This window comes from Micromonospora sp. WMMD735, assembly GCF_049178995.1.
Classification (GTDB): domain Bacteria; phylum Actinomycetota; class Actinomycetes; order Mycobacteriales; family Micromonosporaceae; genus Micromonospora; species Micromonospora wenchangensis.
Genome location: NZ_JBMHMJ010000002.1, coordinates 4421334 through 4445113 on the forward strand (window position 1 = coordinate 4421334; position 23780 = coordinate 4445113).

The 23780-nt window shown below is 74.3% G+C and carries 19 protein-coding genes and 1 pseudogene; 8 read left to right on the forward strand and 12 right to left on the reverse strand.

The features are described 5' to 3' along the window. Window positions 1–9: 9 nt before the first annotated feature. The gene (gene pstB / locus ACN268_RS19005) at window positions 10–786 is read left to right on the forward strand and encodes a phosphate ABC transporter ATP-binding protein PstB (protein WP_145921987.1); all 777 of its coding nucleotides are present in this window, start codon (window positions 10–12) and stop codon (window positions 784–786) included. Between the two features lie 708 nt (window positions 787–1494). Here the strand turns inward: pstB and ACN268_RS19010 are convergent. Next, window positions 1495–2445, reverse strand: a complete 951-nt coding sequence (locus ACN268_RS19010) for an NUDIX hydrolase (protein WP_421484364.1) — start codon at window positions 2443–2445, stop codon at window positions 1495–1497. Window positions 2446–2680: 235 nt separating this feature from the next. Here ACN268_RS19010 and ACN268_RS19015 point away from each other — a divergent pair, with 235 nt between their 5' ends. Further along, window positions 2681–3649 (forward strand): Gfo/Idh/MocA family protein, encoded by a 969-nt coding sequence (locus ACN268_RS19015; protein ID WP_421484365.1) that lies wholly within the window; start codon window positions 2681–2683, stop codon window positions 3647–3649. A 53-nt stretch (window positions 3650–3702) separates the two neighbouring features. Here the strand turns inward: ACN268_RS19015 and ACN268_RS19020 are convergent, their stop codons facing one another. The 4 genes from ACN268_RS19020 to ACN268_RS19035 form a co-directional block, all read right to left on the reverse strand. Continuing rightward, window positions 3703–4707 (reverse strand): inorganic phosphate transporter, encoded by a 1005-nt coding sequence (locus tag ACN268_RS19020; protein WP_204924724.1) that lies wholly within the window; start codon window positions 4705–4707, stop codon window positions 3703–3705. A 4-nt stretch (window positions 4708–4711) separates the two neighbouring features. Next, a complete protein-coding gene (locus tag ACN268_RS19025) occupies window positions 4712–5338 on the reverse strand; it encodes a DUF47 domain-containing protein (RefSeq protein ID WP_067311399.1) in 627 nt (208 codons plus the stop codon). 119 nt (window positions 5339–5457) lie between these two features. Beyond that, window positions 5458–6459, reverse strand: a complete 1002-nt coding sequence (locus ACN268_RS19030) for a PPK2 family polyphosphate kinase (protein WP_421484366.1) — start codon at window positions 6457–6459, stop codon at window positions 5458–5460. 62 nt (window positions 6460–6521) lie between these two features. Further along, window positions 6522–7028, reverse strand: coding sequence for a DUF402 domain-containing protein (locus ACN268_RS19035; RefSeq protein ID WP_421484367.1), 507 nt, complete (start codon window positions 7026–7028; stop codon window positions 6522–6524). Between the two features lie 141 nt (window positions 7029–7169). On the opposite strand from ACN268_RS19035, the gene ACN268_RS19040 reads away from it, so the two are divergent. After that, window positions 7170–9368, forward strand: a complete 2199-nt coding sequence (locus ACN268_RS19040) for an ATP-dependent DNA helicase (protein ID WP_421484368.1) — start codon at window positions 7170–7172, stop codon at window positions 9366–9368. Between the two features lie 72 nt (window positions 9369–9440). On the opposite strand, the gene ACN268_RS19045 is transcribed toward ACN268_RS19040, so the two are convergent. Continuing rightward, complete coding sequence (locus ACN268_RS19045; RefSeq protein WP_421486935.1) at window positions 9441–10823, reverse strand: AI-2E family transporter; 1383 nt, start codon at window positions 10821–10823, stop codon at window positions 9441–9443. Between the two features lie 78 nt (window positions 10824–10901). On the opposite strand from ACN268_RS19045, the gene ACN268_RS19050 reads away from it, so the two are divergent. Beyond that, window positions 10902–11249 carry a GroES family chaperonin gene (locus ACN268_RS19050; RefSeq protein WP_088643178.1) on the forward strand — a complete coding sequence of 116 codons (348 nt, stop codon included), beginning with the start codon at window positions 10902–10904 and terminating at the stop codon, window positions 11247–11249. Between the two features lie 105 nt (window positions 11250–11354). After that, window positions 11355–11522 (forward strand): hypothetical protein, encoded by a 168-nt coding sequence (locus ACN268_RS19055; protein WP_204924719.1) that lies wholly within the window; start codon window positions 11355–11357, stop codon window positions 11520–11522. A gap of 40 nt (window positions 11523–11562) precedes the next feature. Here ACN268_RS19055 and ACN268_RS19060 read toward each other — a convergent pair. Together ACN268_RS19060 and ACN268_RS19065 are read right to left on the reverse strand one after the other, a co-directional pair. Then, window positions 11563–13045: pseudogene (locus ACN268_RS19060) on the reverse strand (PrsW family intramembrane metalloprotease); the annotation flags it as partial. A gap of 68 nt (window positions 13046–13113) precedes the next feature. After that, window positions 13114–14379 (reverse strand): FUSC family protein, encoded by a 1266-nt coding sequence (locus tag ACN268_RS19065; RefSeq protein WP_421484369.1) that lies wholly within the window; start codon window positions 14377–14379, stop codon window positions 13114–13116. 52 nt (window positions 14380–14431) lie between these two features. On the opposite strand from ACN268_RS19065, the gene ACN268_RS19070 reads away from it, so the two are divergent. Continuing rightward, window positions 14432–15067, forward strand: a complete 636-nt coding sequence (locus ACN268_RS19070) for a metal-dependent phosphohydrolase (protein ID WP_421484370.1) — start codon at window positions 14432–14434, stop codon at window positions 15065–15067. 1 nt (window position 15068) lies between these two features. On the opposite strand, the gene ACN268_RS19075 is transcribed toward ACN268_RS19070, so the two are convergent. Beyond that, window positions 15069–15353, reverse strand: a complete 285-nt coding sequence (locus ACN268_RS19075) for a DUF4031 domain-containing protein (protein WP_421484371.1) — start codon at window positions 15351–15353, stop codon at window positions 15069–15071. 35 nt (window positions 15354–15388) lie between these two features. On the opposite strand from ACN268_RS19075, the gene ACN268_RS19080 reads away from it, so the two are divergent. Next, window positions 15389–16789 carry an FAD-binding oxidoreductase gene (locus ACN268_RS19080; protein ID WP_421484372.1) on the forward strand — a complete coding sequence of 467 codons (1401 nt, stop codon included), beginning with the start codon at window positions 15389–15391 and terminating at the stop codon, window positions 16787–16789. A gap of 51 nt (window positions 16790–16840) precedes the next feature. On the opposite strand, the gene ACN268_RS19085 is transcribed toward ACN268_RS19080, so the two are convergent. Continuing rightward, on the reverse strand, window positions 16841–17290 hold the full coding sequence (locus tag ACN268_RS19085; RefSeq protein ID WP_421484373.1) for a hypothetical protein: 450 nt from the start codon (window positions 17288–17290) through the stop codon (window positions 16841–16843). Window positions 17291–17419: 129 nt separating this feature from the next. Continuing rightward, window positions 17420–19261 (reverse strand): glycerol-3-phosphate dehydrogenase/oxidase, encoded by a 1842-nt coding sequence (locus ACN268_RS19090; RefSeq protein ID WP_421484374.1) that lies wholly within the window; start codon window positions 19259–19261, stop codon window positions 17420–17422. A gap of 122 nt (window positions 19262–19383) precedes the next feature. Here ACN268_RS19090 and ACN268_RS19095 point away from each other — a divergent pair, with 122 nt between their 5' ends. Further along, window positions 19384–22038 (forward strand): S8 family serine peptidase, encoded by a 2655-nt coding sequence (locus ACN268_RS19095; RefSeq protein ID WP_421484375.1) that lies wholly within the window; start codon window positions 19384–19386, stop codon window positions 22036–22038. Between the two features lie 106 nt (window positions 22039–22144). On the opposite strand, the gene groL is transcribed toward ACN268_RS19095, so the two are convergent. Further along, the gene (groL, locus tag ACN268_RS19100; protein WP_421484376.1) at window positions 22145–23767 is read right to left on the reverse strand and encodes a chaperonin GroEL; all 1623 of its coding nucleotides are present in this window, start codon (window positions 23765–23767) and stop codon (window positions 22145–22147) included. Window positions 23768–23780: the final 13 nt, after the last annotated feature.

Genomic DNA, 23780 nt, shown 5'->3' on the forward strand with positions numbered 1-23780 from the left:
GGTACCACCATGGCCAAGCGCATCGACGCCACCGACGTGACCGCCTACTACGGCGGTTTCAAGGCGATCGAGAACATCAACCTGACGGTCGAGCCGAAGACGGTCACCGCCCTGATCGGTCCGTCCGGCTGCGGCAAGTCGACCTTCCTGCGATCGATCAACCGGATGCACGAGGTGCTGCCGGGTGCCCGGGTCGAGGGCAGCCTGACCATCGACGGCCAGGACGTCTACCACCGCGACGTCGACGTGACCGCCGTCCGCCGCATGATCGGCATGGTGTTTCAGCGTCCGAACCCGTTCCCCACCATGAGCATCTTCGAGAACGTGGTGGCCGGGCTGCGGCTCAACGGGGTCCGCCGGAAGTCCATCCTGGACGAGGCCGCCGAGAAGGCGCTGCGCGCGGCGAACCTGTGGGACGAGGTCAAGGACCGCCTCGGCAAGCCCGGCGCGGGCCTGTCCGGCGGTCAGCAGCAGCGGCTGTGCATCGCCCGGACCATCGCGGTCGAGCCGCAGGTGGTGCTGATGGACGAGCCCTGCTCGGCGCTGGACCCGATCTCGACGCTGGCCATCGAGGACCTGATGTTCCAGCTCAAGGACAAGTTCACCATCATCATCGTCACCCACAACATGCAGCAGGCGGCCCGGGTCTCCGACCGCACCGCCTTCTTCTCGATCGAGAAGACCGGTGACCCCGGCCGGCTGATCGAGTACGACAACACCCAGAAGATCTTCAGCAACCCCGGCCAGAAGAAGACCGAGGACTACATCACCGGCCGCTTCGGCTGACCCCCACCCGCTCCGCCCACTCCGCTGCGCGGGGCGTGCGGGGCGCGGCGTGCGGGGGCCGGACGTCCGTCCGCAGGGCGGGGCACGGGACCCGGGCGGGCGGAGCCGTGGCGGGGCCGTGGTCCGGGCGGGCGGAGCCGTGGCGGGCCGGGGCGGGGCCGGGGTCCGGCGTGGGCGGGGCCGGGCGCGTGACCGGGTGTGCGGGGGCCGGGTGTGCGGGGGGGGCCGGGTGTGCGGGGGGCCGGAGGCGTCCCTGCGGGGCGACCGCCGCAGCGGTGAGGCCCCGGAACACCCCTGCGGGCCCTTTCGACCTGATGACGTCAACGACTCACCCGCCCAGCGACGTCGCCGGTTCGACCGCCCGCACGGGTACCCCCGCCCGGTGGCACGGGTACCCCCGCCCGGTGGCACGGGTACCCCCGCCCGGTGGCACGGGTACCCCCGCCCGGTGGCACGGGTACCTCCGCCCGGTGGCACGGCGCCACCAGCGGCCGCAAGGCCCGGTACGCGAACCGTCCGTACCGGCGGTGCCGGTGAGTCGCCAGCGTCATCAGCTCGAAAGGGTCCAGTGGCGACCGTCCGGGCCGGGGCCGCCGGTTCGCCGCCGGGCCCGCACTCGGTGGACCTGCACGGTGGAGCGCGGCGGAACCGAGTGCAGCGGGGCCGGTAGCCCTCGACCGTTCGCCCGACGCGGGAGGCGGGCGGAAGTCAGGCGAGGGTGAAGTGCGGGGTGCCGTCCTCGGCGACGTGGAGGCGGGGGGTCACCGGGGTGGCCGCGTCCCGGGCCGCCGAGGCACGCGCCACCGCCGCCACGCCACCGGTGCCAGCAGCGCCAGCAGCCACGCCAGCGGCGGCACCGGTAGCAGCGGCACCGGTAGCAGCGGCGGCACCGCCGGCAGTGACGCCGCCGGCCGACACGGCAGCGCCGCCGGCAGCGGCGGCGGCCACCTCGGCCAGGGTGACCAGGGTGGGCGGGAGCATGGTCAGCTCGCCGGCCCGCGCGCGGGCCAGGGCGTCCGCCGGGCGGACCCACATGGTGTGGTCGGCCTCGCCGGAGACGTCCCGGGTCCGCTGCCCCCGGGGCAGCAGAGCGACGAAGAAGTACGTGTCGAAGCGGCGCGGCTCGAACTCCGGGGTGATCCACCGGCTCCACGGCAGCAGCAGGTCGGACCGCAGGGTGAGCTGCCGCTCGGCGAGCAGCCCGGCGAAGCCCCGCCGGCGCGCCTCCAGATCCTGCCGTGCGGCCTCCCAGTCGTCACCGCTGACGTCGCCCACCACGGTGTCCGGGTCGGGGCCGGCCAGCAGCACCCCGGCCTCCTCGAAGACCTCCCGCGCGGCGGCGCACACCACGGCCCGGGCGGCCTCGGGCGTGACGCCCAGCCGCCCCGCCCAGGTTGCCGGGTCGGGCCCGGCCCAGTCCAGGTGCGCCTCGGAGTCCGACGGGTCGACACCGCCGCCGGGGAAGGCGTACACCCCGCCGAAGGCCATCGCGGCGACCCGGCGGATGACGTACACCTCGAAGTCGGTGCCGGTCGGGCGGAGCAGCAGCACGGTGGCCGCGACCCGGGGCGTCGCCGGGGTGCCGCCCTCGGCGTGGAACCGACGGGCGTGCTCGACCAGGGCCGGCGGGGCGGGGAAACCGGTGCCGTCGATCGTCATGCGCCGAGCCTAGCCCCGCCGCCCGGACCACCCCCGGGCCGACGACCCGGGCCGACGACCCCGGCGGACGCCTCCCGGTCGACGTTCCCGGTTCGACGTCCCCGGTTCGACGTCTCCGGTTCGACGTTCCCGACGGGCGGGCCCCGACGGGCGGGCCCCGACGCGCGGGCCCCGACGGGCGGGACGACGGTGCCGGGCCGCCGACGCCTGACGAGCGGCGGGCTAGCGTGGGCGCATGACACGTTGGGGGATTCTGTCCACCGGCCACATCGCCGGCCGGTTCGCCGAGGACCTCCGGCTGGTGCCGGGGGCCGAGCTGGTCGCGGTCGGCTCACGGACCATCGGGAGTGCCGAGGAGTTCGCCGGACGTCACGGGGCCGACCGGGCGTACGGCTCGTGGGCCGAGCTGGCGGCCGACGACGGGTTGGACGCGATCTACGTGGCCACCCCGCACGCCGCCCACCACGAGGCGGCCCGGATCTGCCTGGAGGCCGGCCGGGCGGTGCTGCTGGAGAAGCCGTTCACCCTGGACCTGGCCACCAGCACCGAGCTGGTCGAGCTGGCGCGGGCCCGGGGGGTCTTCCTGATGGAGGCCATGTGGATGCGCTGCAACCCGCTGATCCTGCGCCTGGTCGAGCTGGTCCGGGCCGGGGCGATCGGCGAGGTGACAGGTGTGCGGGCCGACTTCGGGGTGGCCGGTCCCTTCCCGCCGGAGCACCGGATGCGTAACCCGGCGCTGGGCGGCGGCGCCCTGCTGGACCTGGGCGTCTACCCGGTGAGCCTGGCCCACCTGCTGCTCGGCGTGCCGCAGCACGTGCAGGCGTGGGCGAAGCTCAGCCCGGAGGGGGTGGACGAGAACACCGGCATCGTCTTCGGGTACGACTCGGGCGCGGTCGCCACGCTCGGCTGCGGCATGGTGGGGGCGACCCCGCTGACCGCCGCGATCACCGGCACCACCGGCCGGATCGAGCTGCCCGAACCGTTCTTCCGGCCGGGTTCGGCGGTGCTGCACCGGGCCGGTGCCGAGCCGGAGACGCTCACCGACGACCCGGCCGGCGGCGGCTACCAGTACGAGGCCGTCGAGGTGCAGCGCTGCCTGGCGGCCGGGCTGACCGAGAGCCCGCTGGTGCCGCACGCGGTCACGCTGGAGGTGATGGCCCTGCTGGACGACATCCGGGCCAGGATCGGCGTCGACTACGCCTGAGCACGGCGTCGCCGAGGGGCACCCCGGGACCGGGGGCCCCTCGGCGACGACGGTCAGAACAGCGGGCGGACCAACAGGTAGGTGAGGCAGGCGATCAGCGCGGCGGCCGGGAACGTGATGATCCAGGCGAGCACGATGTTGCCGGCCACGTTCCAGCGGACGGCGGAGAGCCGCTTGGTCGCGCCCACCCCCATGATCGCCGAGGTGATCGTGTGGGTGGTGGAGATCGGGGCCTTGAGCACCAGGGCGTTGAAGTAGAGCACCGCGCTGGCCACCGTCTCGGCCGCGAAACCCTCCGGCGGACCCAGGTCGATGATCTTACGGCCCAGGGTCCGGATGATCCGCCACCCACCGGCGTACGTACCGAGCGCCAGCATGGTCGCCGAGGTCCAGAAGACCCAGCCCGGGATGTGCGTCTTGTCGTCCTGGAATCCGCCGGTGTAGAGGGCCAGCACCACGATGCCCATGGTCTTGGCCGCGTCCTGCATGCCGTGGCCGACCGACATGGCCGCCGCCGAGGCGGTCTGCGCCCACCGGAAGCCCCGGTTGAGCTTGCCCGGCTGCCCCTTGCGGAACGCCCACAGGATGGCCAGCATCAGCAGGTAACCGAGGGTGAGCCCGATGATCGGGGACAGCACCATCGGCAGGATGACCTTCTCACCGATGGTGACCCACTGCACCACACCGCCGGTGGAGAGCAGGGTGGCCCCGACCAGCCCGCCGAACAGCGCGTGCGAGGACGACGACGGCAGGCCGAAGTACCAGGTGATCAGGTTCCAGGCGATCGCGCCGAGCACCCCGGCGAAGACCACCCCGAGACTGCCCACCCCGGTGGGGAGGGTGACCAGGCCGTCACCGACGGTCTTGGCGACCCCCGCGCCGAAGTGCGCGCCGACGAAGTTGCCGACCGCGGCCAGGCCCAGGGCGATCCGGGGGGTCAGCGCCCGGGTGGAGACGCTTGTCGCGATCGCGTTGGCGGCGTCGTGGAAGCCGTTGGTGTAGTCGAACGCCAGGGCCACCGCGATCACCGCCAGCACGGCGATGAGTTCGGGACTCACAGGATCAGGACTCCTTGACCGCGATGGTCTCGACGGTGTTCGCCACGTGCTCGAAGGCGTCGCAGGCGGCCTCCAGCTCGTCGGCGACCTCCTTCATCTTCAGCACGGTCAGCGCGTCGTACTCGCCGGAGAAGAGCCGGACCAGCAGCATCCGGTACGCCTGGTCGCCGTCGTTCTCCAGCCGGTTGCACTCGATCCAGTAGTCCTCGAGATCCTTCATCGACTTCAGCCGGGGCATCGCCTCGGCGGTCAGCTTGGCCTGGAGGTCGAGCACGTTGACCAGCTCGTGCAGCTCGCGCGGCAGCGACGGGAGCTTGGTGAGCCCGTAGAGGTAGAGCAGGTTGCCGACCGCCTCCAGGTGGTCCATCACGTCGTCGAGCAGCGAGCCCAGCCGGTAGATGTCCTCCCGGTCGAACGGGGTGATGAAGGTGGAGTTGATCTTCTTGTAGAGATCGTGGGTGATCTGGTCGCTGTCGTGCTCGACCTCGGTCAGCCGCTCGCTGACCGACTGCACGTCGACGCCGGGCAGGGCCAGCTCGTTGAGCAGCTCCGTGCCCTTCACCAGGTTCTGCGCGGCCCTGGTGAAGAGCTCGTAGAAAGCGCCCTCGGTGGGACGGAAGGAAAACTTCACAGCACGGACCTCGTCGTGTCGGTGGAAGGGTGGCCGCCGCCCCAGGGGGCGTCCGCTGATGCATGCTAGGTACCCCACCGGAGCGGGTCTCCGCCGGCCTACCCCTGGTCAGAACCGATTCACCGCTCGTTCATCTGCTGTTCACCTCGGCCGTCACCACCGCCACTCGCCAACCGCTGGCGCTCCCGTTCCACGTCGAAACCGGCAGCCGGATACCCCAGATCAAGACCCTCGAACGTCTCCCGCAGCAGGTGCGCCACCGCCCAGTCCCGGTACCACTTACGGTCCGCCGGGACCACGAACCAGGGCGCGGCGTCCGTGTCGCACCGCCCCAGCGCCTCCGCGTACGCGGCCTGGTAGTCGTCCCAGCGGGCCCGGGAGTCGAGGTCGCTGGGCTGGTACTTCCAGTACTTCGTCGGGTCGGTCAGCCGCTGCGCCAACCGCCGCGCCTGCTCGTCCGGCGAGATGTGCAGCATCACCTTGACCAGGGTCACCCCGCCGTCGGTCAACTCCCGCTCGAAGGCGTTGATCTGGTCGTAGCGGGCCCGCCAGGTCTGCTCGGGCACCAGGGCGTCGACCCGGGCCACCAGCACGTCCTCGTAGTGCGAGCGGTTGAACACCCCGACGTACCCGGGCGGGGGCAGCGCCCGGCGGACCCGCCACAGGAAGTCGTGCCGCAGCTCCTGCCGGGTCGGCGGGCCGAACGAGCGGAGGTGCAGGCCGAGTGGGTTCATCGCGCCGGCCACCCGCTTCACCGTGCCGTCCTTGCCCCCGCAGTCCATCGCCTGGAGCACCAGCAGCAGCCGCCCCGGTCGGCCCCGGCCCAGCCGCGCCCCGTCCCGGGCGGGAGCGGACACCGACGGGCCCGGTTCGCCGGCCGCCCGCGCGGTGGCGAACAGCATCTCCTGCTGCCGGGCGAGTCCGGCACCGACCAGCTCCACCTGCCGGCGGGCCCACGGCTTACGGTCCCGGCCCCGGCCCGCCACGACGGGCAGCCCCGGGGTGGCCCGGGGGTCGACCGCCCCCAGGTCGACCGGGCCGCCACCGCCGGGCACCCGCAACAACTGCCGCATCGTCGCCCCCTCGGGTACGACGACCTCCGTCTCCTCGTCTGCGCGCATCCCCCGATCCTCGCCCACCACCGCACCGGCCGCCTCCCGGGCGTCGGTCGGGCCACGCCCGGTCAGACCACCAGGGCCAGCCACTTCCGGTACGCCGAGGCGAACGGCTCGGTGCCGTCGCCGAGGGCGGTGAGCAGCTTCGCCGCCGCCGCCTGCGCCTGCGCCACCACGTCGTCCGGGTAGCCGAACCGGACCCGGTGCTCGGCGAACTCGTCCTCGTCGCGCAGCTCCACCAGGCCGGTGGTCCGGCGGCGCACCACGTCCAGGTCGAGGTCAACCAGGTGGACGGTGTCGTCGCCCTCCCAGCGGGCCGGGGTGGCGATGTCGCAGTAGACCTCGCTGGTCCGGGGCGGCGGGTTGAACATGCCCGTCCACCAGGCGTGGTGCGGCACCAGCAGGACGAAGGGGATCTGCTCCACCGAGGGCCGGCCGTGGTAGACCGAGGCGGTGCCCTCGGTCACCCCCAGCCACACCCCGAGGTCGTCCTCGGCCAGCCGGCGGGCCGGGTAGTCGCGGTGGGCGCTGCCGTCGTACTTGCGGTAGATCACACGGACCACGTCGCTCGGCATGAATCGCACCCTAGCCGATTCCGACCCCTCCCCGCCGCAGCGAGTTGACCCGTCCGGGGTCACGACAATCCGGGCGGTGACCGCGCCACGCGGGGAGGCGGCGGCACGTCCACTGTCGGCGGCGGCGGGTACCGTCGCACGGTGACTCCGCCCCGTACCGCCGCCGGCCCCAGCACCCCCTCGGCCCGCTCCGGCCGTCGGCGCGGTGGTCGGCCGAGCGGCACCGAGCTGCTGGCGGCGGCGGTCGGCGCGGTGCCCGGCGGCGCGACCCGGCCGGGCCAGCAGCAGATGACCGAGGCGATCGAACGCAGCATCGCCGCCCGCGAGCACCTGCTGGTGCAGGCCGGCACCGGCACCGGCAAGTCGCTGGGTTACCTCGCCCCCGCGCTGACCGTGGACGGGCCGGTGGTGGTCTCCACCGCCACCCTGGCGTTGCAGTCCCAACTGGTCGAGCACGACCTGCCCCGGCTCGCCGACGCGGTCGAGCCGCTGCTCGGCCGCCGCCCGACCTTCGCCGTGCTCAAGGGGCGGCACCACTACCTCTGCCTGGCCCGGCTGGACAACTCCACCGAGGACGAACCGGAGGACACCCTCTTCGACGCGCCCGCCGAGCGGCCCGGTGGCGGGACGAAGTGGCTCGGCGAGGCCGGCCGGATGGGCAAGCAGATCCAGCGGCTGCGCGACTGGGCCGAGAAGACCGACACCGGCGACCGGGACGAGCTGGACCCGGGCGTCGACGACCAGGCGTGGCGGCTGGTCTCGATGCCGGCCCGCGAGTGCGTGGGGGCGTCGCGCTGCCCGTTCGGCCAGGAGTGTTTCGCCGAGGCGTCCCGGGCCCGCGCCCGCGAGGCCGACGTGGTGGTCACCAACCACAGCCTGCTCGCGGTGGACATGCTGGCCGGCCGGCACATCGTGCCGCCGCACAAGCTGCTGATCGTCGACGAGGCGCACGAGCTGGCCGACCGGGTCTCCTCGGCCGCCCAGGCCGAGCTGGTGCCGGAGCAGATCGACCGCTCCGCCCGACGGGCCCGTCCGCTGCTGCGACCGGACGTCGCCGACCGGCTCACCGAGGCCGGCGACGCGCTCGCCGTGGGGCTGGCCGAGGCCCCGGCCGGCCGGCTCACCGGCGGCCTGCCCGGCCCGCTGCGCGAGGCGTGCACGCTACTGGACGCGGCCACCCGGGCCGCCCTCGACGCGATCGGCGACATCAAGGCCGACGACCCGGACCCGGTCCGCAAGCAGCAGGCCAAGGCGGTGCTCGACGAGCTGTCGACCACCGCGCAGCGGCTGCTGGAGGAGGCCGACCACGACGTCGCCTGGGTGGAGAAACCGGACAACGGCAGCCGCCGGGCGCTGGTGGTCGCGCCGCTGTCCGTCGCCGGCACCCTCGCCACCCACCTGTACGACGAGCGCACGGTGGTCGCCACCTCGGCGACGCTGGCGCTGGGCGGCCGGTTCGACACGGTGGCCCGGGCGCTCGGCCTGGAGGCGCCGCCGCCCGCCCCGCCGTCCCCGGCCGCCGCCGCGTTGGCCACCGCCACCGCCGGCCGGTCGACAGGCGTCGTCGGCGGCGGTACGGCGGTCGGGGCCGGCGGGGCGGATGCCGGCGGGGTGGCGAGCACCCCGGGCAGCCGGGCCGCCACCGGCGTCGTACCGGCCACGTCGGGGCCGGGCTGGTCGTCGCTCGACGTCGGCTCACCGTTCGACTACGCCCGGCAGGGCATCCTGTACGTCGCCGCGCACCTGCCCCGGCCCAGCGTCTCCGGGCTGCCCGAGGCGGCCGGTGAGGAGTTGCTGCGGCTGGTCGGCGCGCTCGGTGGCCGTACCCTCGGGTTGTTCTCCTCCCGGCGGGCCGCGCAGCAGGCGGCGGAGCTGCTGCGGGCACGCACCGACCTGCCGGTGCTGCTCCAGGGCGAGGAGGCGCTGCCGCTGCTGGTGCGGCGGTTCCGGGAGGAACGGTCGAGCTGCCTGTTCGGGGTGATGTCGCTCTGGCAGGGGGTGGACGTGCCGGGCGACTCGTGCCAGCTCGTGGTGATCGACAGGCTGCCGTTCCCGCGCCCCGACGAGCCGCTGGCGGCGGCCCGCGCGGCGGCGGTGGACGCGGGCGGCGGGTCCGGCTTCTCGGCGGTCAGCGTGCCGATCGCGGCGGTCCGGCTGGCGCAGGGGGTGGGCCGGTTGATCCGGGCCACCGGCGACCGGGGGGTGGTCGCGGTCCTCGACTCGCGGTTGGAGACGGCGCGCGGCTACGGGCCGTTCCTGCGCCGCTCGCTGCCCCCGTTCTGGTACACCACCCGGCCGGAGGTGGCCCGGGGCGCGCTGGAGCGCCTGGCCAAGCTCTGACCCCGCGACGGCGGGCCGCCCGCTCCCCGGCGGGGAACGGGCGGCTCGCGGTGTCGGTCGGACCGTTGCCGGTCAGGGCGCCTGGGAGGCGACCACCACGGCGTCCGGTGGGGTGTCGGGCACGCTGCGGGCGGCGAGCCGGCGTACGGCGGTGTTGAGCACCGCGATCAGCGGCACCGCGACCAGCGCGCCGGTGATGCCGGCGAGCACCACCCCGGCGGCGATCCCGATGATCACCGCGAGCGGGTGGATGGCGACCGCCCGACCCATGATCAACGGTTGCAGGAGGTGCCCCTCGACCTGCTGCACGCCGATCACCACGCCCAGGATGATCAGCGCGGTCACCGGACCGCTGTCGACCAGCGCCACCAGCACCGCCACCCCGCCGGAGAGGGTGGCCCCGACGATCGGGATGAACGCGCCGAGGAAGACCAGCGCGGCCAGCGGGAAGGCGAACGGGATGTCGAAGACGACCAGGAAGATGCCGATGCCCACCGCGTCGATGAACGCCACCAGCACGGTGGCCCGCACGTAGGCGCCGAGCGTGGCCCAGGACGCCCGGCCGGCGTCGTCGACCTTCCACCGGGCGGCGACCGGCAGCAGGCGGACCAGGAAGCGCCAGATCCGGCTGCCGTCGCGCAGGAAGAAGAAGGTGGCGAAGAGCACCAGGATCGCGCCGGTGAGCACCTCGGCCAGGGTGGCGGCGGTGGCCAGGGCCCCGCTGGTGAACCTCTCGGTGTTGCCGTTGATCCAGCCCTGCGCCTCTTCGATGTAGCGGTTGAGCTGGCTGTCCGACAGGTGCAGCGGGCCGGTCTTGAGCCAGTCCTGGATCTGCCGGACGCCCTGCGACGACTTCTCGCTCAGCTCCGGCACGCCCTGGATGAACTCGTTGACCACCAGGGTCAGCGTGCCCACCACCGCGGCCAGCCCGCCGACCATCACCACCGCGGTGGCCAGCGACCGGGGGAACCGGGCCCGCAGCAGCCAGCCCACCGCCGGGGCGAGCAGCGCGGAGAGCAGCAGTGCCACCGCCAACGGGATGATCACGATGCTGATCGTCCCGACGATCTTCAGCAGCGCCCAGGTGACCACGCCGATCACGATCAACCGCCACGACCAGGCGGCGGCGATCCGCAGCGCGTGCGGCACGTCGGCGTCGTCGCGGCTGGAGGTGGAGTTGTGCATGGCCGCCGGGGGTTCGACCCCGACCACCGTCGCCGACGGGGCGGCCGGCGGGCCGGGGGACGCGGGTGTGGCCACTGCGGCCCCCTCGGGCGCGTCGACCGGATCGGCGCGCCCCGCGCGGACCGACTCCCGTCCGGACTCGTACGCGCGGCGGAGTCGGCCGCGTACCCGCTCGAAGCGGCTCAAGCGCACCTCCTGAGAAACGACACCGGGACGCCCACGGCGACGGCCCGGACAGGGTACGTCCGTACGCCTGCCACCGTAGGGCAGTTTCGCCACTCATTGCCCCACACCGCATCGGCTCAACCACCGCACGGGCGTCACCGGCCCACACGGTAGCGTCTTGGCGTGACCGCCGACCCGAACCTCGACACCGGCCTGCCGATCCGCCTGCTGCACGACCGGGTGCTGGTCAGGCAGGACGGCAGCGAGGGCGAACGCCGCTCCACCGCAGGCATCGTCATCCCGGCCACCGCCGCCGTCGGCAAGCGGTTGGCCTGGGCCACCGCCGTGGGGGTGGGTCCGCACGTGCGCGCCGTGGTGGCCGGCGACCGGGTGCTCTTCGACCCGGACGACCGTTCCGAGGTCGAACTGCACGGCCGGGGGTACGTGCTGCTGCGCGAGCGGGACGTGCACGCGGTCGCCGCCGAACGGGTGGAGAGCGAGTCCACCGGCAGCACCGGCCTCTACCTGTAGGGGGCCCGACCTTCCCGGGGCGTCGGGGTCGTCGCGGGCGGCCTACCGGTTTGTCCCGCTTCCCGGCGGGAAGCCAGGCACGTCCAGGTGCCCTGGGGAGGGACGATGCCGGTTCTCGTGAAGAAGGTGCTGCTCTGGGGCAGCGTCGCCTTCCTGATCTACTTCATGGCGTTCCGCCCGGACGGGGCGGCCCAGATGTTCAAGGGGATCGGGGCGGCCCTGATGGCGATGGCCCAGGGCCTCGGCGACTTCCTCACCACCCTGATGACCTGACCCCGCCCGTCGGGCCCGACTCCGCCCGGGGCCGGGTCGGTCAGCGCCCGCCGGGCGGCCAGGGGGCGGCCGGGCGGGGGCCGTACCAGCCGGGCGGGCCGTACCCGGCCGGGTAGGCCGGGGGCGGCGGCGGGGCGAGCACCACCGGGATCGGCACCACCGGCGAATCCGGGGCGTCGACGACCCGCTGCGTGCCGTCGGGGAACCGCAGGTGGTAGCGCTGCCCGTCCCAGACCCCCACCGGCGTCTGCGGGTCCCGGCCGACGAAGAACGACCGGTACGCCGCGATCGTCTCCAGCAGCTGCCGTTCCTCCCGCAGGGTGTTCTCCCGCTCCGCCGGCTTGCGGTCCAGGCCACGCCGCATCCCGTCGCGCAGCAGCGCCAGCCGGGTCGCGGCGAACTGGTAGCCGCGCATCGCACGCAGCCCGGCGTCGCCACCGACCCGCCGCGCCCAGGTGCGGGCGGCGTGCCGCCGGCCCAGGCTGCCCAGGGCGGCCACCTCGGGCGGGCTCAACCAGCCGGCCCGCACGTAGTCGGGCAGGGTCCGCTCGGTGAGCCGGCCCTCCCAGGCGCGCAGCCAGACCGCGAAACCGACCATGCCGAAGAAGATCGGCACCATCACCGCGACCATCCCGTAGAAGAAGATCACCGCCTGGCCGGTGGCCTGGACCAGCGTCGGGATCAGGTTCCAGGTGCCGTGCAGCATCATCGCCAGCAGCAGGCCGGCGATCGGGGCGAGCACCCGTACCCGCCGGTCGGCGGTGCGGGCGGCGATGCCCAGCCCCACCCCGGTCATCGAGGTGAACAGCGGGTGGGCGAAGCCGAAGAAGAGGATCCGGGAGATGAAGATGACGATGACGTTGCGTACGCCGGTGGCCGGCCCCCACTGGTCGACGCCCGAGGCGTACCCGAGGCCACCCAGGTAGAGGATGTTCTCCACCATGGCGAACCCGACGGCGGACAGCCCGCAGTAGACCAGGCCGTCGGTGATCCCGGACCACTCCCGCCGGCGGAAGATCAGCAGCAGGATCGGACCGAGCGCCTTGGTCAGCTCCTCGATGAACGGGGCCACCAGCACCCCGGTCAGCGACGACGACAGCCCCCAGTCCTTGAACAGGGCGGCGAAGCTGTTGTTCACGGTCAGCGACGCGGCGGTCGAGACGAACGCGCCCCAGGCGAAGCAGAAGATCAGGTACTTCAGCGGTTCGGGTTCGTACCGGTCGAGCCAGAGGAAGCAGGCCACCAGGACGGGCACCGGCAGGATCGCCGCGGTCACCCCGACCAGCAGCGCGTCCAGACCCAGGTTGGAGCCGAGCGTGTAGAGCATGTAGACCGCGCAGGCGGCGATCAGGAGCACCACCCCGGCCAGCACCAGGACCCGCCGCCAGCCGAGCCGGCGCAGCGGCATCCGGGGCGCCGCGGCGTCCGGCGACGGTACGGCGGGCGCGGGCGGCGGCGGGGGCCCGCCGGGCGGGGTGTCGGCCATGTGGATCAGCGTAGTCATCCCCGGCCCGTTCGGCCGGGCTCTCCCGGTGCGCGGTGGGCCGGTCCGGCCGGCGCTGCGGTCGGGCCGGCCCGGTCCGGGGCCGGATCAGCCCAGCGGCGGGGCGGTCGGCGGTTTCGGGGCGGCGTGCTGCTCGGCCGGACCACCGCCCGGTTTCTCCTTGTCGCCGAACGCCTGCCGGACCAGCCGGTTGGCGTCCTCCTGCTCGATCCCCGAGGCGACCAGCAGGTCACTGGCGGTGGTACGCACCTGGGCGATCACCACACTGCCGGAGAACCCGACCCCCTGGTCGTACGCCCGGCCGGCCTCGCTGACCGCGCGCAGTGACCGTTCCCGGGCCCGCTCCGGCTCGTCCCCGACGGCGAACTCGTGCCGCAGCAGGCGGACCGACTCGGCCAGGTGGACCACCGCGTCCGGCATCGGGTCGGGCACCGGCTCGTCGTCCTCGATCATGGTGACCGACCGCCGGATCAGGGTGCCGCTGTTGCGCATCGCCCGGTCGATCGGGTCGGCCGCCTCGGCGTAGTGGGTCAGTTCGCTGCGCCGGTGCCAGCGGGCCGGGGAGAGCGTGCTGGTCTCCTTGGCCCCCTCGATGGCCTCGGTGAAGGTGGCCAGTTCCTCCTTGTTCTCGCGGAGCCGGTCCAGTGCCCGCTGGGCGGCCCCCCGGTCCCGGTCGCGCAGCGCCTGGGCGCAGACGTCGAGCTGGTCGGCGAGCAGGTCCAGCGCCGGCCGGGCCGCCCGGTTGATCACCCGGAGCGGGTTGAGCGGCAGCAGGATCGCGGTGACCAGCAACGCGATGCCACCGCCGACGAACGCGTCGACGAACCGGGGCAGCTCCAGATCCTCGGTGGACGGGCTCAGCGTGACGATCAGCACGGCCGTCGCGGCGGCCTGGATCACCACCGCGACACTGGCCCCGAAGAAGGTGGTGAGCACGATGGCCGCGGTCACCACCAACCCGAGCTGCCAGCCCCCGGTGCCGAGGAAGTAGATCAGCACGTCGCCGAGGAACACCCCGACCGCCACCCCGACGATCAGCTCCACCGTCCGGCGCAGCCGCTGGCCCACCGAGGCGGCCAGGGTGCCGACCGCCGAGATCGGTGCGAACACCGGTTGCGGGTTGCCCAGCAGGTGGTGCGACACGATCCAGGCCAGCGCGGCGGCCAGGCCCGCCTGCACGGCCAGGCCCAGGGCCAGGTGCACCTGGTGCAGCCGGTCGCGCAGGGTGGCCCGGCCCCGCTGGCGCAGGAAGGCCATGGCACCGGCGATCCGCGCGGTGTCGACGTCGTTGCCGGCGTCACGCAGCCCGGCCCGACGCAGCAGCGACGGTTGTCGGTCCCGGGCCACGGCCATGGCGGGGACTACCCACGTCGCACCGGTTCATCCCTGCGGCACAATCGTCCGGGTGACCGAGCTGATCGACAGGTGGGTGGCGGCGGCGCGGGCCGCCGGGGCCGTCGACGGGCCGGCGCTGACCGCCGCCGGGGCCGACCTGCTGGCCCGCTGGCGGGAACCGCACCGGCGCTACCACACGGAGCGCCACCTGCGGGCGGTGCTGGACGTGGTCGACCGGCACGCCGACCTGGCCGACCGGCCGGAACGGGTCGCGCTCGCCGCCTGGACGCACGACGCCGTCTACGACCCGCGCGCCGCCGCCGACGCCAACGAACGGGCCAGCGCGGAGCTGGCCGGCACCCTGCTCGCCGGGCTGGGGGTGCCGGCCGCCACGGTGGCCGAGGTCCGCCGGCTGGTGCTGCTCACCGCCGGGCACCTGGTCACCCCGGGCGACCGCGACGGCGCGCTGCTCTGCGACGCCGACCTGGCCGTCCTGGCCACACCCCCCGAGGTGTACGACGGGTACGCCGCCGCGGTCCGCGCCGAGTACGCACACGTGCCCGAGGCGGACTTCCGTACCGGCCGGGCGGGGGTCCTCGACGGGCTGCTCGCCCTGCCCGCCCTGTTCCGGCTGCCCCCGCTGGCCGCCCGCTGGGAGGAACCGGCCCGCGCCAATCTCCGCCGTGAGCTGGCGTCTCTGCGCTGACTCACCGTCCGGCGTCACCGGCGCCCGGGTTGAGGTGTTTGGGGCGGCGCAGGCCGGAGGCGTACAGCAGGCGGACGATCTCCCGGCTGGGCACCACCCGGGCACCGAGCCACACCGCCACGGCGAACCGGTCGGCGGGGATGTCGTAGTGGTCCCGGTCGAACCCGCGCCGGGGCACCCCCAGCGTCTCGGCGAACACGTGCAGCTCGGCCGGGGAGACGTCACTGATCAGGTGCGACCAGAGCCGACCGCGCCACGGCCAGGCGGGCCGGTCCAGGTACAGCATGGCGGCCAATCTAGCCGCCGGTTAGCCTCGGCCGCATGGCTGGCTCCCCCCTCCTCGACGACCTGCGGGCGGCCCTCGGCGACGAGGCCGTCCTCACCGACCCGGACCTGCTGCGGCTGCACCGGCGCGACGAGGCGGATCTCTGCGCCGCCGGCACGCCGCTGGTGGTAGTCCGTCCCCGGGACACGGCCCAGGTGGTGGCGGTGGTCCGGGCGGCGGCCCGGCACGGCGTACCGGTGGTGCCGCAGGGGGCGCGGACCGGCCTCGCCGGCGCGGCGAACGCGGTGGACGGCGCGGTGGTGGTGAGCACCGTCGCGATGACCGCGATCCGGGAGATCGATCCGGTGGCCCGGATCGCCGTGGTGCAGCCGGGCGTGGTGAACGCCACGCTGGCCCGCGCCGTCCGGGAACAGGGCCTGTACTACCCGCCCGACCCGGGTTCCTGGGAGTCCTCCACCATCGGCGGCAACGTCTCCACCAACGCCGGGGGAATGTGCTGCGTCAAGTACGGGGTGACCACCGAGTACGTCCTCGGGCTGGAGGTGGTGCTGGCCTCCGGTGAGGTGCTGCGCACCGGGCGGCGTACCGCCAAGGGCGTGGCCGGGTACGACCTGACCCGGCTCTTCGTCGGCGCGGAGGGCACCCTCGGCGTGATCACCGAGGTCACCGTGGCGCTACGGCCCGCGCCGGAGGAGTCGCTGACCATGGTGGCGGTCTTCGGCTCGACCGCCGGGGCGGGTACGGCGGTGGCCGGGATCGCCGCGCAGGGGCTCACCCCGAGCCTGCTGGAGCTGCTGGACCGGACGCACCTGCGGGCTATCGAGGCGTACCGGCCGATGGGGTTGCGGACCGACGCGCAGGCGCTGCTGCTCGCCGCCGCCGACACCGGCCCCCGGGCGGCGGACGACCTGGCCCGGATCGCCGAGGTCTGCACGGCGGCCGGCGCACAGGAGGTCTACGCGGCGACCGACGCCGTGGAGGCGGCGGCGCTGCTCCAGGCCCGCCGGCTGGCCCACCCGGCGATGGAGAAGTTCGCCGTCGACACCTACCCGGACGGCAACGGCGGCCTGATCATCGACGACGTGGCGGTGCCCCGGGGGGCGCTCGCGACGCTGCTGGACGGGGTGGCCCGGATCGCCACCGAGTGCGGGGTGCCGATCGGGGTGGTAGGCCACGCCGGTGACGGCAACCTGCACCCGAACATCGTGGTGGACCGGGCCGACCCGGCGAGCCTGGAACGGGGCCGACGGGCCTTCGACGAGATCATCCGGCTCGGATTGGAACTCGGTGGCACCTGCACCGGCGAGCACGGCGTCGGGCTGCTCAAGCGGGACTGGCTGGCCCGGGAGATCGGTCCGGTCGGCGTCCGGGTGCATCAGGCGATCAAGGCGGCGCTCGACCCCGCCGGGCTGTTCAACCCGGGCAAGGTGCTCTGAGCGGGCCCGAAAGGCTCAGCGGGCCGGAAAGGCTCAGCGGGCCGGAAAGGCTCAGCGGGCCGGCTCGGCCGGGGTCGCCTGGGTGAGCAGGAGCAGGATCTCGCCGGCCACCGCCGGTCGTTCCTCACCCGGGCAGTCCTGCGAGGTGATCAGGCCGGCCGTGGTGAGCAGGCTGGACGTCAACGCGTCGATGCAGGTCGCCCGGTACCGGCGGGCCTGGTCGGTCTCCTGGGCCAGCCGCGGGTCGGCCAGCAGCCGGTGCAACCGCTGGACCTGCTCCGGGTCCAGGGCACCGGCCGAGGTGACCCCGTCGCCGGCGCAGTCGGCGCACTCCCACCGGCCGTCCGGCTCGACGGTCAGCGAGCGCAGTGGACCGTCCTCGCCGAGTTTCTGCATCAGGCTGACCCGGCTCGCCCCCGGCGCTGTCGTCCCGCCCCGGCCCTCCGGTGTGGACCCGCCCTCCCGGTCGGCCATCGCGCAGCCGGTCAGGGTGACCGTCATGACGGCGGGGACGAGGAGCGCGCGTGACCACTGAGGGGGAACCACGGGCCGGAACCTATCCCACCCCGCCGCCGTCCGGAACCGGCCGACCGGCCCCGCACCGCCTGGTGGAACCGGCCCCGGGGCCGGTCAGCGGGAAGACGTCGGCAGGTGCAGCGGACCGTCCTCGACACCGTCGACACCCCGGTCGGCGGCGAAACCCCGGACGTCGGGGGCACCGAGGCGGGCCGCGTCGGCGGTCGCGTCGTCCGGCATGAGCTGCGACTCCCGCTCGGCCTCGACCCGGGCGCGGTAGTGCGCGATCTCCCGCTCCCGGGTGGCCGCGTCCCAGCCGAGCACCGCCCCCATCAGCTCCGCCGTGTGCCCGGCCGAGTCGAGGCCCCGATGGGCCGTCTCGAAGGAGATCCGGGTACGCCGGGTCAGCACGTCCTCCAGGTGCAGCGCCCCCTCGGAGCGGGTGGCGTAGGTCACCTCGGCGGCCAGGTACTCGGGTGCGCCGGCCAGCGGTGAGGCGAGCAGCGGGTCGGCGGCGATCAGCGCCAGCACCTCCAGGGTGAGCGTGCCGTACCGCTCCAGCAGGTGTTCGACCACCCCGACGGGCACCCCGTGCCGGCGGGCCAGGTCGGCCCGGTCCCGCCACATCGCGGCGTACCCGTCGGCGCCGAGCAGCGGCAGGTCGGCGGTGCGCGAGGGACGTACGCCGCCGAGCCGGTGGGCGGCCCGGTCGACGACGTCGGCGGCCATCACCCGGTAGGTCGTGTACTTGCCGCCGGCCACCAGCAGCAGCCCGAGCATCGGCTCGAAGACGGCGTGTTCCCGGGAGAGCTTCGAGGTGGAGTCGGCCTCGCCGGCCAGCAGCGGACGCAGCCCGGCGTAGACGCCCTCGATGTCGGCGCTGGACAGCGGCCGGTCCAGGACGAGATTGACCTGGTCGAGCAGGTACTGGATGTCGCGGGCGGAGGCGGCCGGGTGGGAACGGTCGAGCCGCCAGTCGGTGTCGGTGGTGCCGATGATCCAGTGCCCGCCCCAGGGGATGACGAACAGCACACTGGTCGCGGTGCGCACGATCAGCCCGGTCTCGCCGGTGATCGCCGAGCGGGGCACCACCAGGTGCACCCCCTTGGAGGCCCGGACCCGCACGCCAGGGCGGAGCCCGACGTCGTTGAGCATCCGGGACATGTCGTCGCTCCACACGCCGGTCGCGGCGATGACGGTACGGGCGCGTACCTCGAACTCGGCGTCGGGGGAGCCGGGGGTCGCCTCCAGGTCGCGGACCCGGACCCCGGTGACCTCCCGGGCCTGCCGCACCAGCCCGACGGCACGGGCGCTGCTCACCACGGTCGCGCCGAGGCTGGCGGCGGTGCGGGCCAGGGTCACCACCAGCCGGGCGTCGTCGACCTGCCCGTCGTAGTAGCGGATGGCCCCGGCCAGCGCGTCGGCCCGCAGGCTGGGGAAGACCCGGCGGGCACCCTCCCGGGTCAGGTGCCGGTGCAGCGGCATTCCCCGGCCGGTGCCGAACAGCCCGGCGAAGGCGTCGTAGGCGGCCACGCCGGCCCCGTAGTAGGAGCGGCGGAACAGCCGGGCCGGCAGGTCGCGCAGCCCCCGCCCGGCGGGCAGCGGGATCAGGAACGGGACCGGCCGGACCAGGTGCGGGGCGAGCCGGGTGGCGAGCAGCCCGCGCTCGGTCAGTGCCTCGTGGACCAGGTGGAACTCCAACTGCTCCAGGTAGCGCAGGCCGCCGTGGATCAGCTTGCTGGACCGGCTGGAGGTGCCGGCGGCGAAGTCGCGGGCCTCGACCAGGGCGACCTTGAGCCCCCGCGAGGCGGCGTCGAGCGCGGCACCGGCCCCGGTCGCCCCGCCTCCGATGACCAGCACGTCGAACCGCTCGGCCCGGAGCCGGCGCAGATCCGCGGCGCGGCGCTGCGGGGAGAGTTGACCGGCGGCGGATCGGGTCACATTGGGGTCACGCACCCGTCCACCGTAACCCGCCCGGTCCCACCCGCAGCAGGCCCGGAACCGGCCGGATTCCCCACCGTCCGACCGGTGACCATGGGTACGCATGACCGCCGAGACGATGACCACTCTCCGTCAACATGGTCGGGCGCTCGGAGCAGCGGGAGGCGCTGGCTGGCGACGCGCCGCGCGGCTGTGGCTCCCGGCCTGGTCGTAGCGGCAGCGACGCGTCGTACTGTTTCCGGATGCTGGCCGACACACCCCCGCCACCGGGATACGGCTTCCCGCCGAGCGCCGCCGCCCGTCCGTCGAGCCCGTGGCCGGTGGTGGCCGCCGCCCTCGCCGGCGGCTGGACGGTCACCCTCGCCGTGCTGCTCCAAGCGGTCGGCTGGTCGGTCGAGCAGTTGCAGGTGGCCGCGGGATGGGACCGGCAGGCGTGGCTCTGGCCCGCCCTCAGCCTGGCCACCGCCCTGCTGGTCGGCCTGCCCGCGCTGCTGCTGGCCCTGCTCCCCCGCTCCCCCCGGGTCCGGGGCACCGGTCGGTCCTGGCTCGCCGCCGCGCTCGCCCTGGTCGCCCTCGGGTCGCTGCGGGCACTGCCGCAGGTCCACCACGAGGCGTACCTGGCCGCGCTGGCCGCGACGGCGACGCTGCTCGCGCTGCTGACCAGCCGGCTGCCCGCCCCGGCCCGGCCGGCCGCCGTGCCCGCCCCGGCCCGGCCGACCACCGCCGTGCCCGCCCCGACCACCGCGCCCGGGGGCACCGGCCCCACGTCCGGGCCCGCCACGCCCGCCGACCAGGGCCGGCGGAGCGACCAGCAGGCCGACCACGGTCGCGGACCGGGTGGCGGGGTCGGCCGGCCGCAGGCGGTCACCCTGCTGGCGGTCGCCGCCGGGCTGGCGCTACTGCTGCCGTGGGTCCGGTTCGGCGCGCTGGGCGGCCTGCTGGAGACGGTGCTCGCCGCGCTCGCCGCGACGGCGGTCGGCCTGCTGGCCGGGGCGCTGCTCGACGACCGGTTCTGGGCCCCCTTCACCGGCGACGGGCCACCCCGGGCCGCCCGTACCGTGCTGGTCGGCGGCCTGGTCGCCGGGGTGGTCCTGCTGCTGGTCGGCGCGGGCACCGGCCACTCGGGCGTCCAGCTTCCCGCGCTGCTCTTCGTCCCGCCCGTCGGGTTCGCGCTGGGCGCGTGCCAGGTGGCGGCCCGGCGGGCCGGCCGGCCCGCCGGTGCCGCGCCGGTGCGCTGGCTGGTCGGCCTGGCGGTGTTCGGCCCGCTGGCGCTCACCGACCCGGAGGAGATCTCGGTCCTGCTGGCCACCACCCGCGACGTCCCGTACTGGGTCGCGGTCGCCTCGGGCGTCGGGTTCGCCGTCGCGCTCCTGCTGGCCATCGGGTACGGGGTGCTGCTCGCCCGGCCACGCGGGCGCGCGCCGCGCCGGCTGGTCGCCGCGTCGGGCGCGGCCGTCCTGCTGCTCACCGTCGGGGTGGTCGACGTGGCCGCCGGCCAGCCCGGCCTGTACGGCGAGCGGCTGCTGGTGGTGCTCCGCGAGCAGGCAGACCTCTCCGGTATCCCCGCCGGTACGCCAGGTCGGGCGGGCCGGGAGGCGCGGACCGCCGAGGTCTACCGCAGGCTCGTCGCCACCGCCGAACGCACCCAGGGCGGGCTGCGCCGGGACCTGAGCCGGCTGGGCCTCGACCCGACGCCGTACTACCTGGTCAACGCGATCGAGACCGACGGCGGGCCGGCGGTGCGGGCCTGGCTCTCCGGTCGGCCCGAGGTGGCCCGGGTGCTGGTCAGCCAGCGGCTGCGCCCGTTGCCCGCACCGGCCCCGGTCAGCCGGGGCGACCAGCCCGCACCGACCGGGCCGGAGTGGAACCTGCGGATGATCCGGGCCGACCGGGTCTGGTCGGAGCTGTCCGTCACCGGCTCCGGCGTGGTGGTCGGCAGCTCCGACTCCGGGGTCGACGGCACCCACCCGGCGTTGGCCGCCGGCTTCCGGGGCGGCGACGACTCCTGGTACGACCCGTGGAACCACACCCGTTCCCCCGCCGACTCCGGCGGTCACGGCACCCACACCGCGGGCAGCGCCGTGGGGCGCGACGGCATCGGGGTGGCTCCCGGCGCTCAGTGGGTGGGCTGTGTCAACCTCGATCGCAACCTGGGCAGCCCGGCGCACTACCTGGACTGTCTCCAGTTCATGCTGGCCCCGTTCCCGGCCGGTGGCGACCCGTTCACCGACGGACGCCCGGCGCGCGCCCCGGACGTGCTGACCAACTCGTGGGGGTGCCCACCGGTGGAGGGCTGTGACCCGGGGGCGCTCCGTCCGGCGACCGCCGCCCTGGAGGCGGCGGGCATCCTGGTGGTGGCCGCCGCCGGGAACACCGGCCCGGACTGCCGGTCGATCGTCGACCCGCCGGCCCCGTACGCGGACGTGCTGACGGTGGGGGCGGTGAACCGGGACCGGGTGGTCGCCGAGTTCTCCAGCCGGGGTCCCGTCGCGGGTGGGGTGGTCAAGCCGGATCTGGTCGCCCCGGGGGAGGGGATCACCTCCGCGATGCCCGGCGGCGGTTACGCCACGCTGGACGGCACCTCGATGGCCACCCCGCAGGTGGCGGGGGTGGTGGCGCTGATGTGGTCGGCGAATCCGGCGCTGGTCGGCGACCTGACCCGGACCCGGAGCATCCTGCGGGACACCGCGCAACCGGCCGGGCCCGCCGATCTCAGTTGCGGCCCGGTGACGGCGTCGAGCGGGGCCGGGCTGGTCGACGCCTACGCGGCGGTGCGGGCGGCCCGCCGCTGACCGCTCCCCGTCCCCGGGGTGAGCCGGCCCGGATGGGACGGGCCACGGACACGCAACGGGGCGGACCGCTCGCGCGGCCCGCCCCGTTGCGGTGTTGGAGCTGGACTCAGAAGTCCATGTCCCCGCCACCCGGGCCAGCCGGGGCGGCCGGGGTCTTCTCCGGCTTGTCCGCCACGACGGCCTCGGTGGTGAGGAAGAGCGCCGCGATCGACGAGGCGTTCTGCAGCGCCGACCGGGTCACCTTGGCCGGGTCGATGATGCCCGCGGCCAGCAGGTCGACGTACTCACCGCTGGCGGCGTTGAGGCCGTGCCCGGCGTCCAGGTTGCGGACGCGCTCGACGACCACGCCACCCTCCAGGCCGGCGTTGACGGCGATCTGCCGCAGCGGGGCGTCCAGCGCGATCTTGACGATCTGCGCGCCGGTGGCCTCGTCGCCGGTCAGGTCCAGCTTGTCGAAGGCGGTCTTGCCGGCCTGCACCAGCGCGACGCCACCACCCGGGACGATGCCCTCCTCGACGGCGGCCTTCGCGTTGCGGACGGCGTCCTCGATGCGGTGCTTGCGCTCCTTCAGCTCGACCTCGGTGGCCGCGCCGACCTTGATCACCGCGACGCCGCCGGCCAGCTTGGCCAGCCGCTCCTGCAGCTTCTCGCGGTCGTAGTCGGAGTCGCTCTTGTCGATCTCGGCCCGGATCTGGTTGACCCGGCCCTGGATCTGGTCGGCGTCGCCGGCACCGTCGACGATGGTGGTCTCGTCCTTGGTCACCACGACCTTGCGGGCGCGGCCCAGCATGTCGAGGCCGACGGCGTCGAGCTTGAGGCCGACCTCCTCGCTGATGACCTGGCCACCGGTGAGGATGGCGATGTCGGTCAGCATGGCCTTGCGGCGGTCACCGAAGCCCGGCGCCTTGACGGCGACCGACTTGAAGGTGCCCCGGACCTTGTTGACGACCAGGGTGGCGAGGGCCTCGCCCTCCAGGTCCTCGGCGATGATCAGCAGCGGCTTGCCCGACTGCATGACCTTCTCCAGGATCGGGAGCAGGTCCTTCACCGAGGAGATCTTGCTGTTGACGATCAGGAGGTACGGGTCGTCGAAGACGGCCTCCATACGCTCCGGGTCGGTCATGAAGTACGCGGAGATGTAGCCCTTGTCGAAGCGCATGCCCTCGGTGAGCTCCAGCTCCAGCCCGAAGGTGTTGCTCTCCTCGACGGTGATGACGCCTTCCTTGCCGACCTTGTCCATCGCCTCGGCGATGATCTCGCCGACGGTGCTGTCACCGGCGGAGATGGAGGCGGTGGAGGCGATCTGCTCCTTGGTCTCGACGTCCTTGGCGAGCTTGGACAGCTCCTCCGAGACGCTGGCCACGGCGGCCTCGATGCCCCGCTTCAGGGCCATCGGGTTGGCACCGGCGGCCACGTTGCGCAGACCCTCGCGCACCAGGGCCTGGGCCAGGACGGTCGCCGTCGTCGTGCCGTCACCGGCGACGTCGTCGGTCTTCTTGGCGACCTCCTTGACCAGCTCGGCGCCGATCTTCTCGTACGGGTCCTCGAGCTCGATCTCCTTGGCGATGCTCACACCATCGTTGGTGATGGTGGGGGCACCCCACTTCTTCTCGAGCACCACGTTGCGGCCCTTGGGGCCGAGGGTCACCTTCACGGCGTCGGCGAGCTGGTTCATGCCCCGCTCGAGGCCGCGGCGAGCCTCTTCGTCGAACGCGATCATCTTGGCCATACGGCGTTGTCCT

Excerpts from the sequence above, each read along its gene's own strand:
- ACN268_RS19085 (WP_421484373.1), bottom strand. The coding sequence starts at position 17,290 with ATGACGGTCACCCTGACCGGCTGCGCGATGGCCGACCGGGAGGGCGGG.
- ACN268_RS19030 (WP_421484366.1), bottom strand. The coding sequence starts at position 6,459 with ATGCGCGCAGACGAGGAGACGGAGGTCGTCGTACCCGAGGGGGCGACG.
- ACN268_RS19065 (WP_421484369.1), bottom strand. The coding sequence starts at position 14,379 with ATGGCCGTGGCCCGGGACCGACAACCGTCGCTGCTGCGTCGGGCCGGG.
- ACN268_RS19095 (WP_421484375.1), top strand. The coding sequence starts at position 19,384 with ATGGTCGGGCGCTCGGAGCAGCGGGAGGCGCTGGCTGGCGACGCGCCG.
- ACN268_RS19055 (WP_204924719.1), top strand. The coding sequence starts at position 11,355 with ATGCCGGTTCTCGTGAAGAAGGTGCTGCTCTGGGGCAGCGTCGCCTTC.
- ACN268_RS19080 (WP_421484372.1), top strand. The coding sequence starts at position 15,389 with ATGGCTGGCTCCCCCCTCCTCGACGACCTGCGGGCGGCCCTCGGCGAC.
- ACN268_RS19010 (WP_421484364.1), bottom strand. The coding sequence starts at position 2,445 with ATGACGATCGACGGCACCGGTTTCCCCGCCCCGCCGGCCCTGGTCGAG.
- ACN268_RS19035 (WP_421484367.1), bottom strand. The coding sequence starts at position 7,028 with ATGCCGAGCGACGTGGTCCGTGTGATCTACCGCAAGTACGACGGCAGC.
- ACN268_RS19075 (WP_421484371.1), bottom strand. The coding sequence starts at position 15,353 with ATGCTGTACCTGGACCGGCCCGCCTGGCCGTGGCGCGGTCGGCTCTGG.
- pstB (WP_145921987.1), top strand. The coding sequence starts at position 10 with ATGGCCAAGCGCATCGACGCCACCGACGTGACCGCCTACTACGGCGGT.
- ACN268_RS19015 (WP_421484365.1), top strand. The coding sequence starts at position 2,681 with ATGACACGTTGGGGGATTCTGTCCACCGGCCACATCGCCGGCCGGTTC.
- groL (WP_421484376.1), bottom strand. The coding sequence starts at position 23,767 with ATGGCCAAGATGATCGCGTTCGACGAAGAGGCTCGCCGCGGCCTCGAG.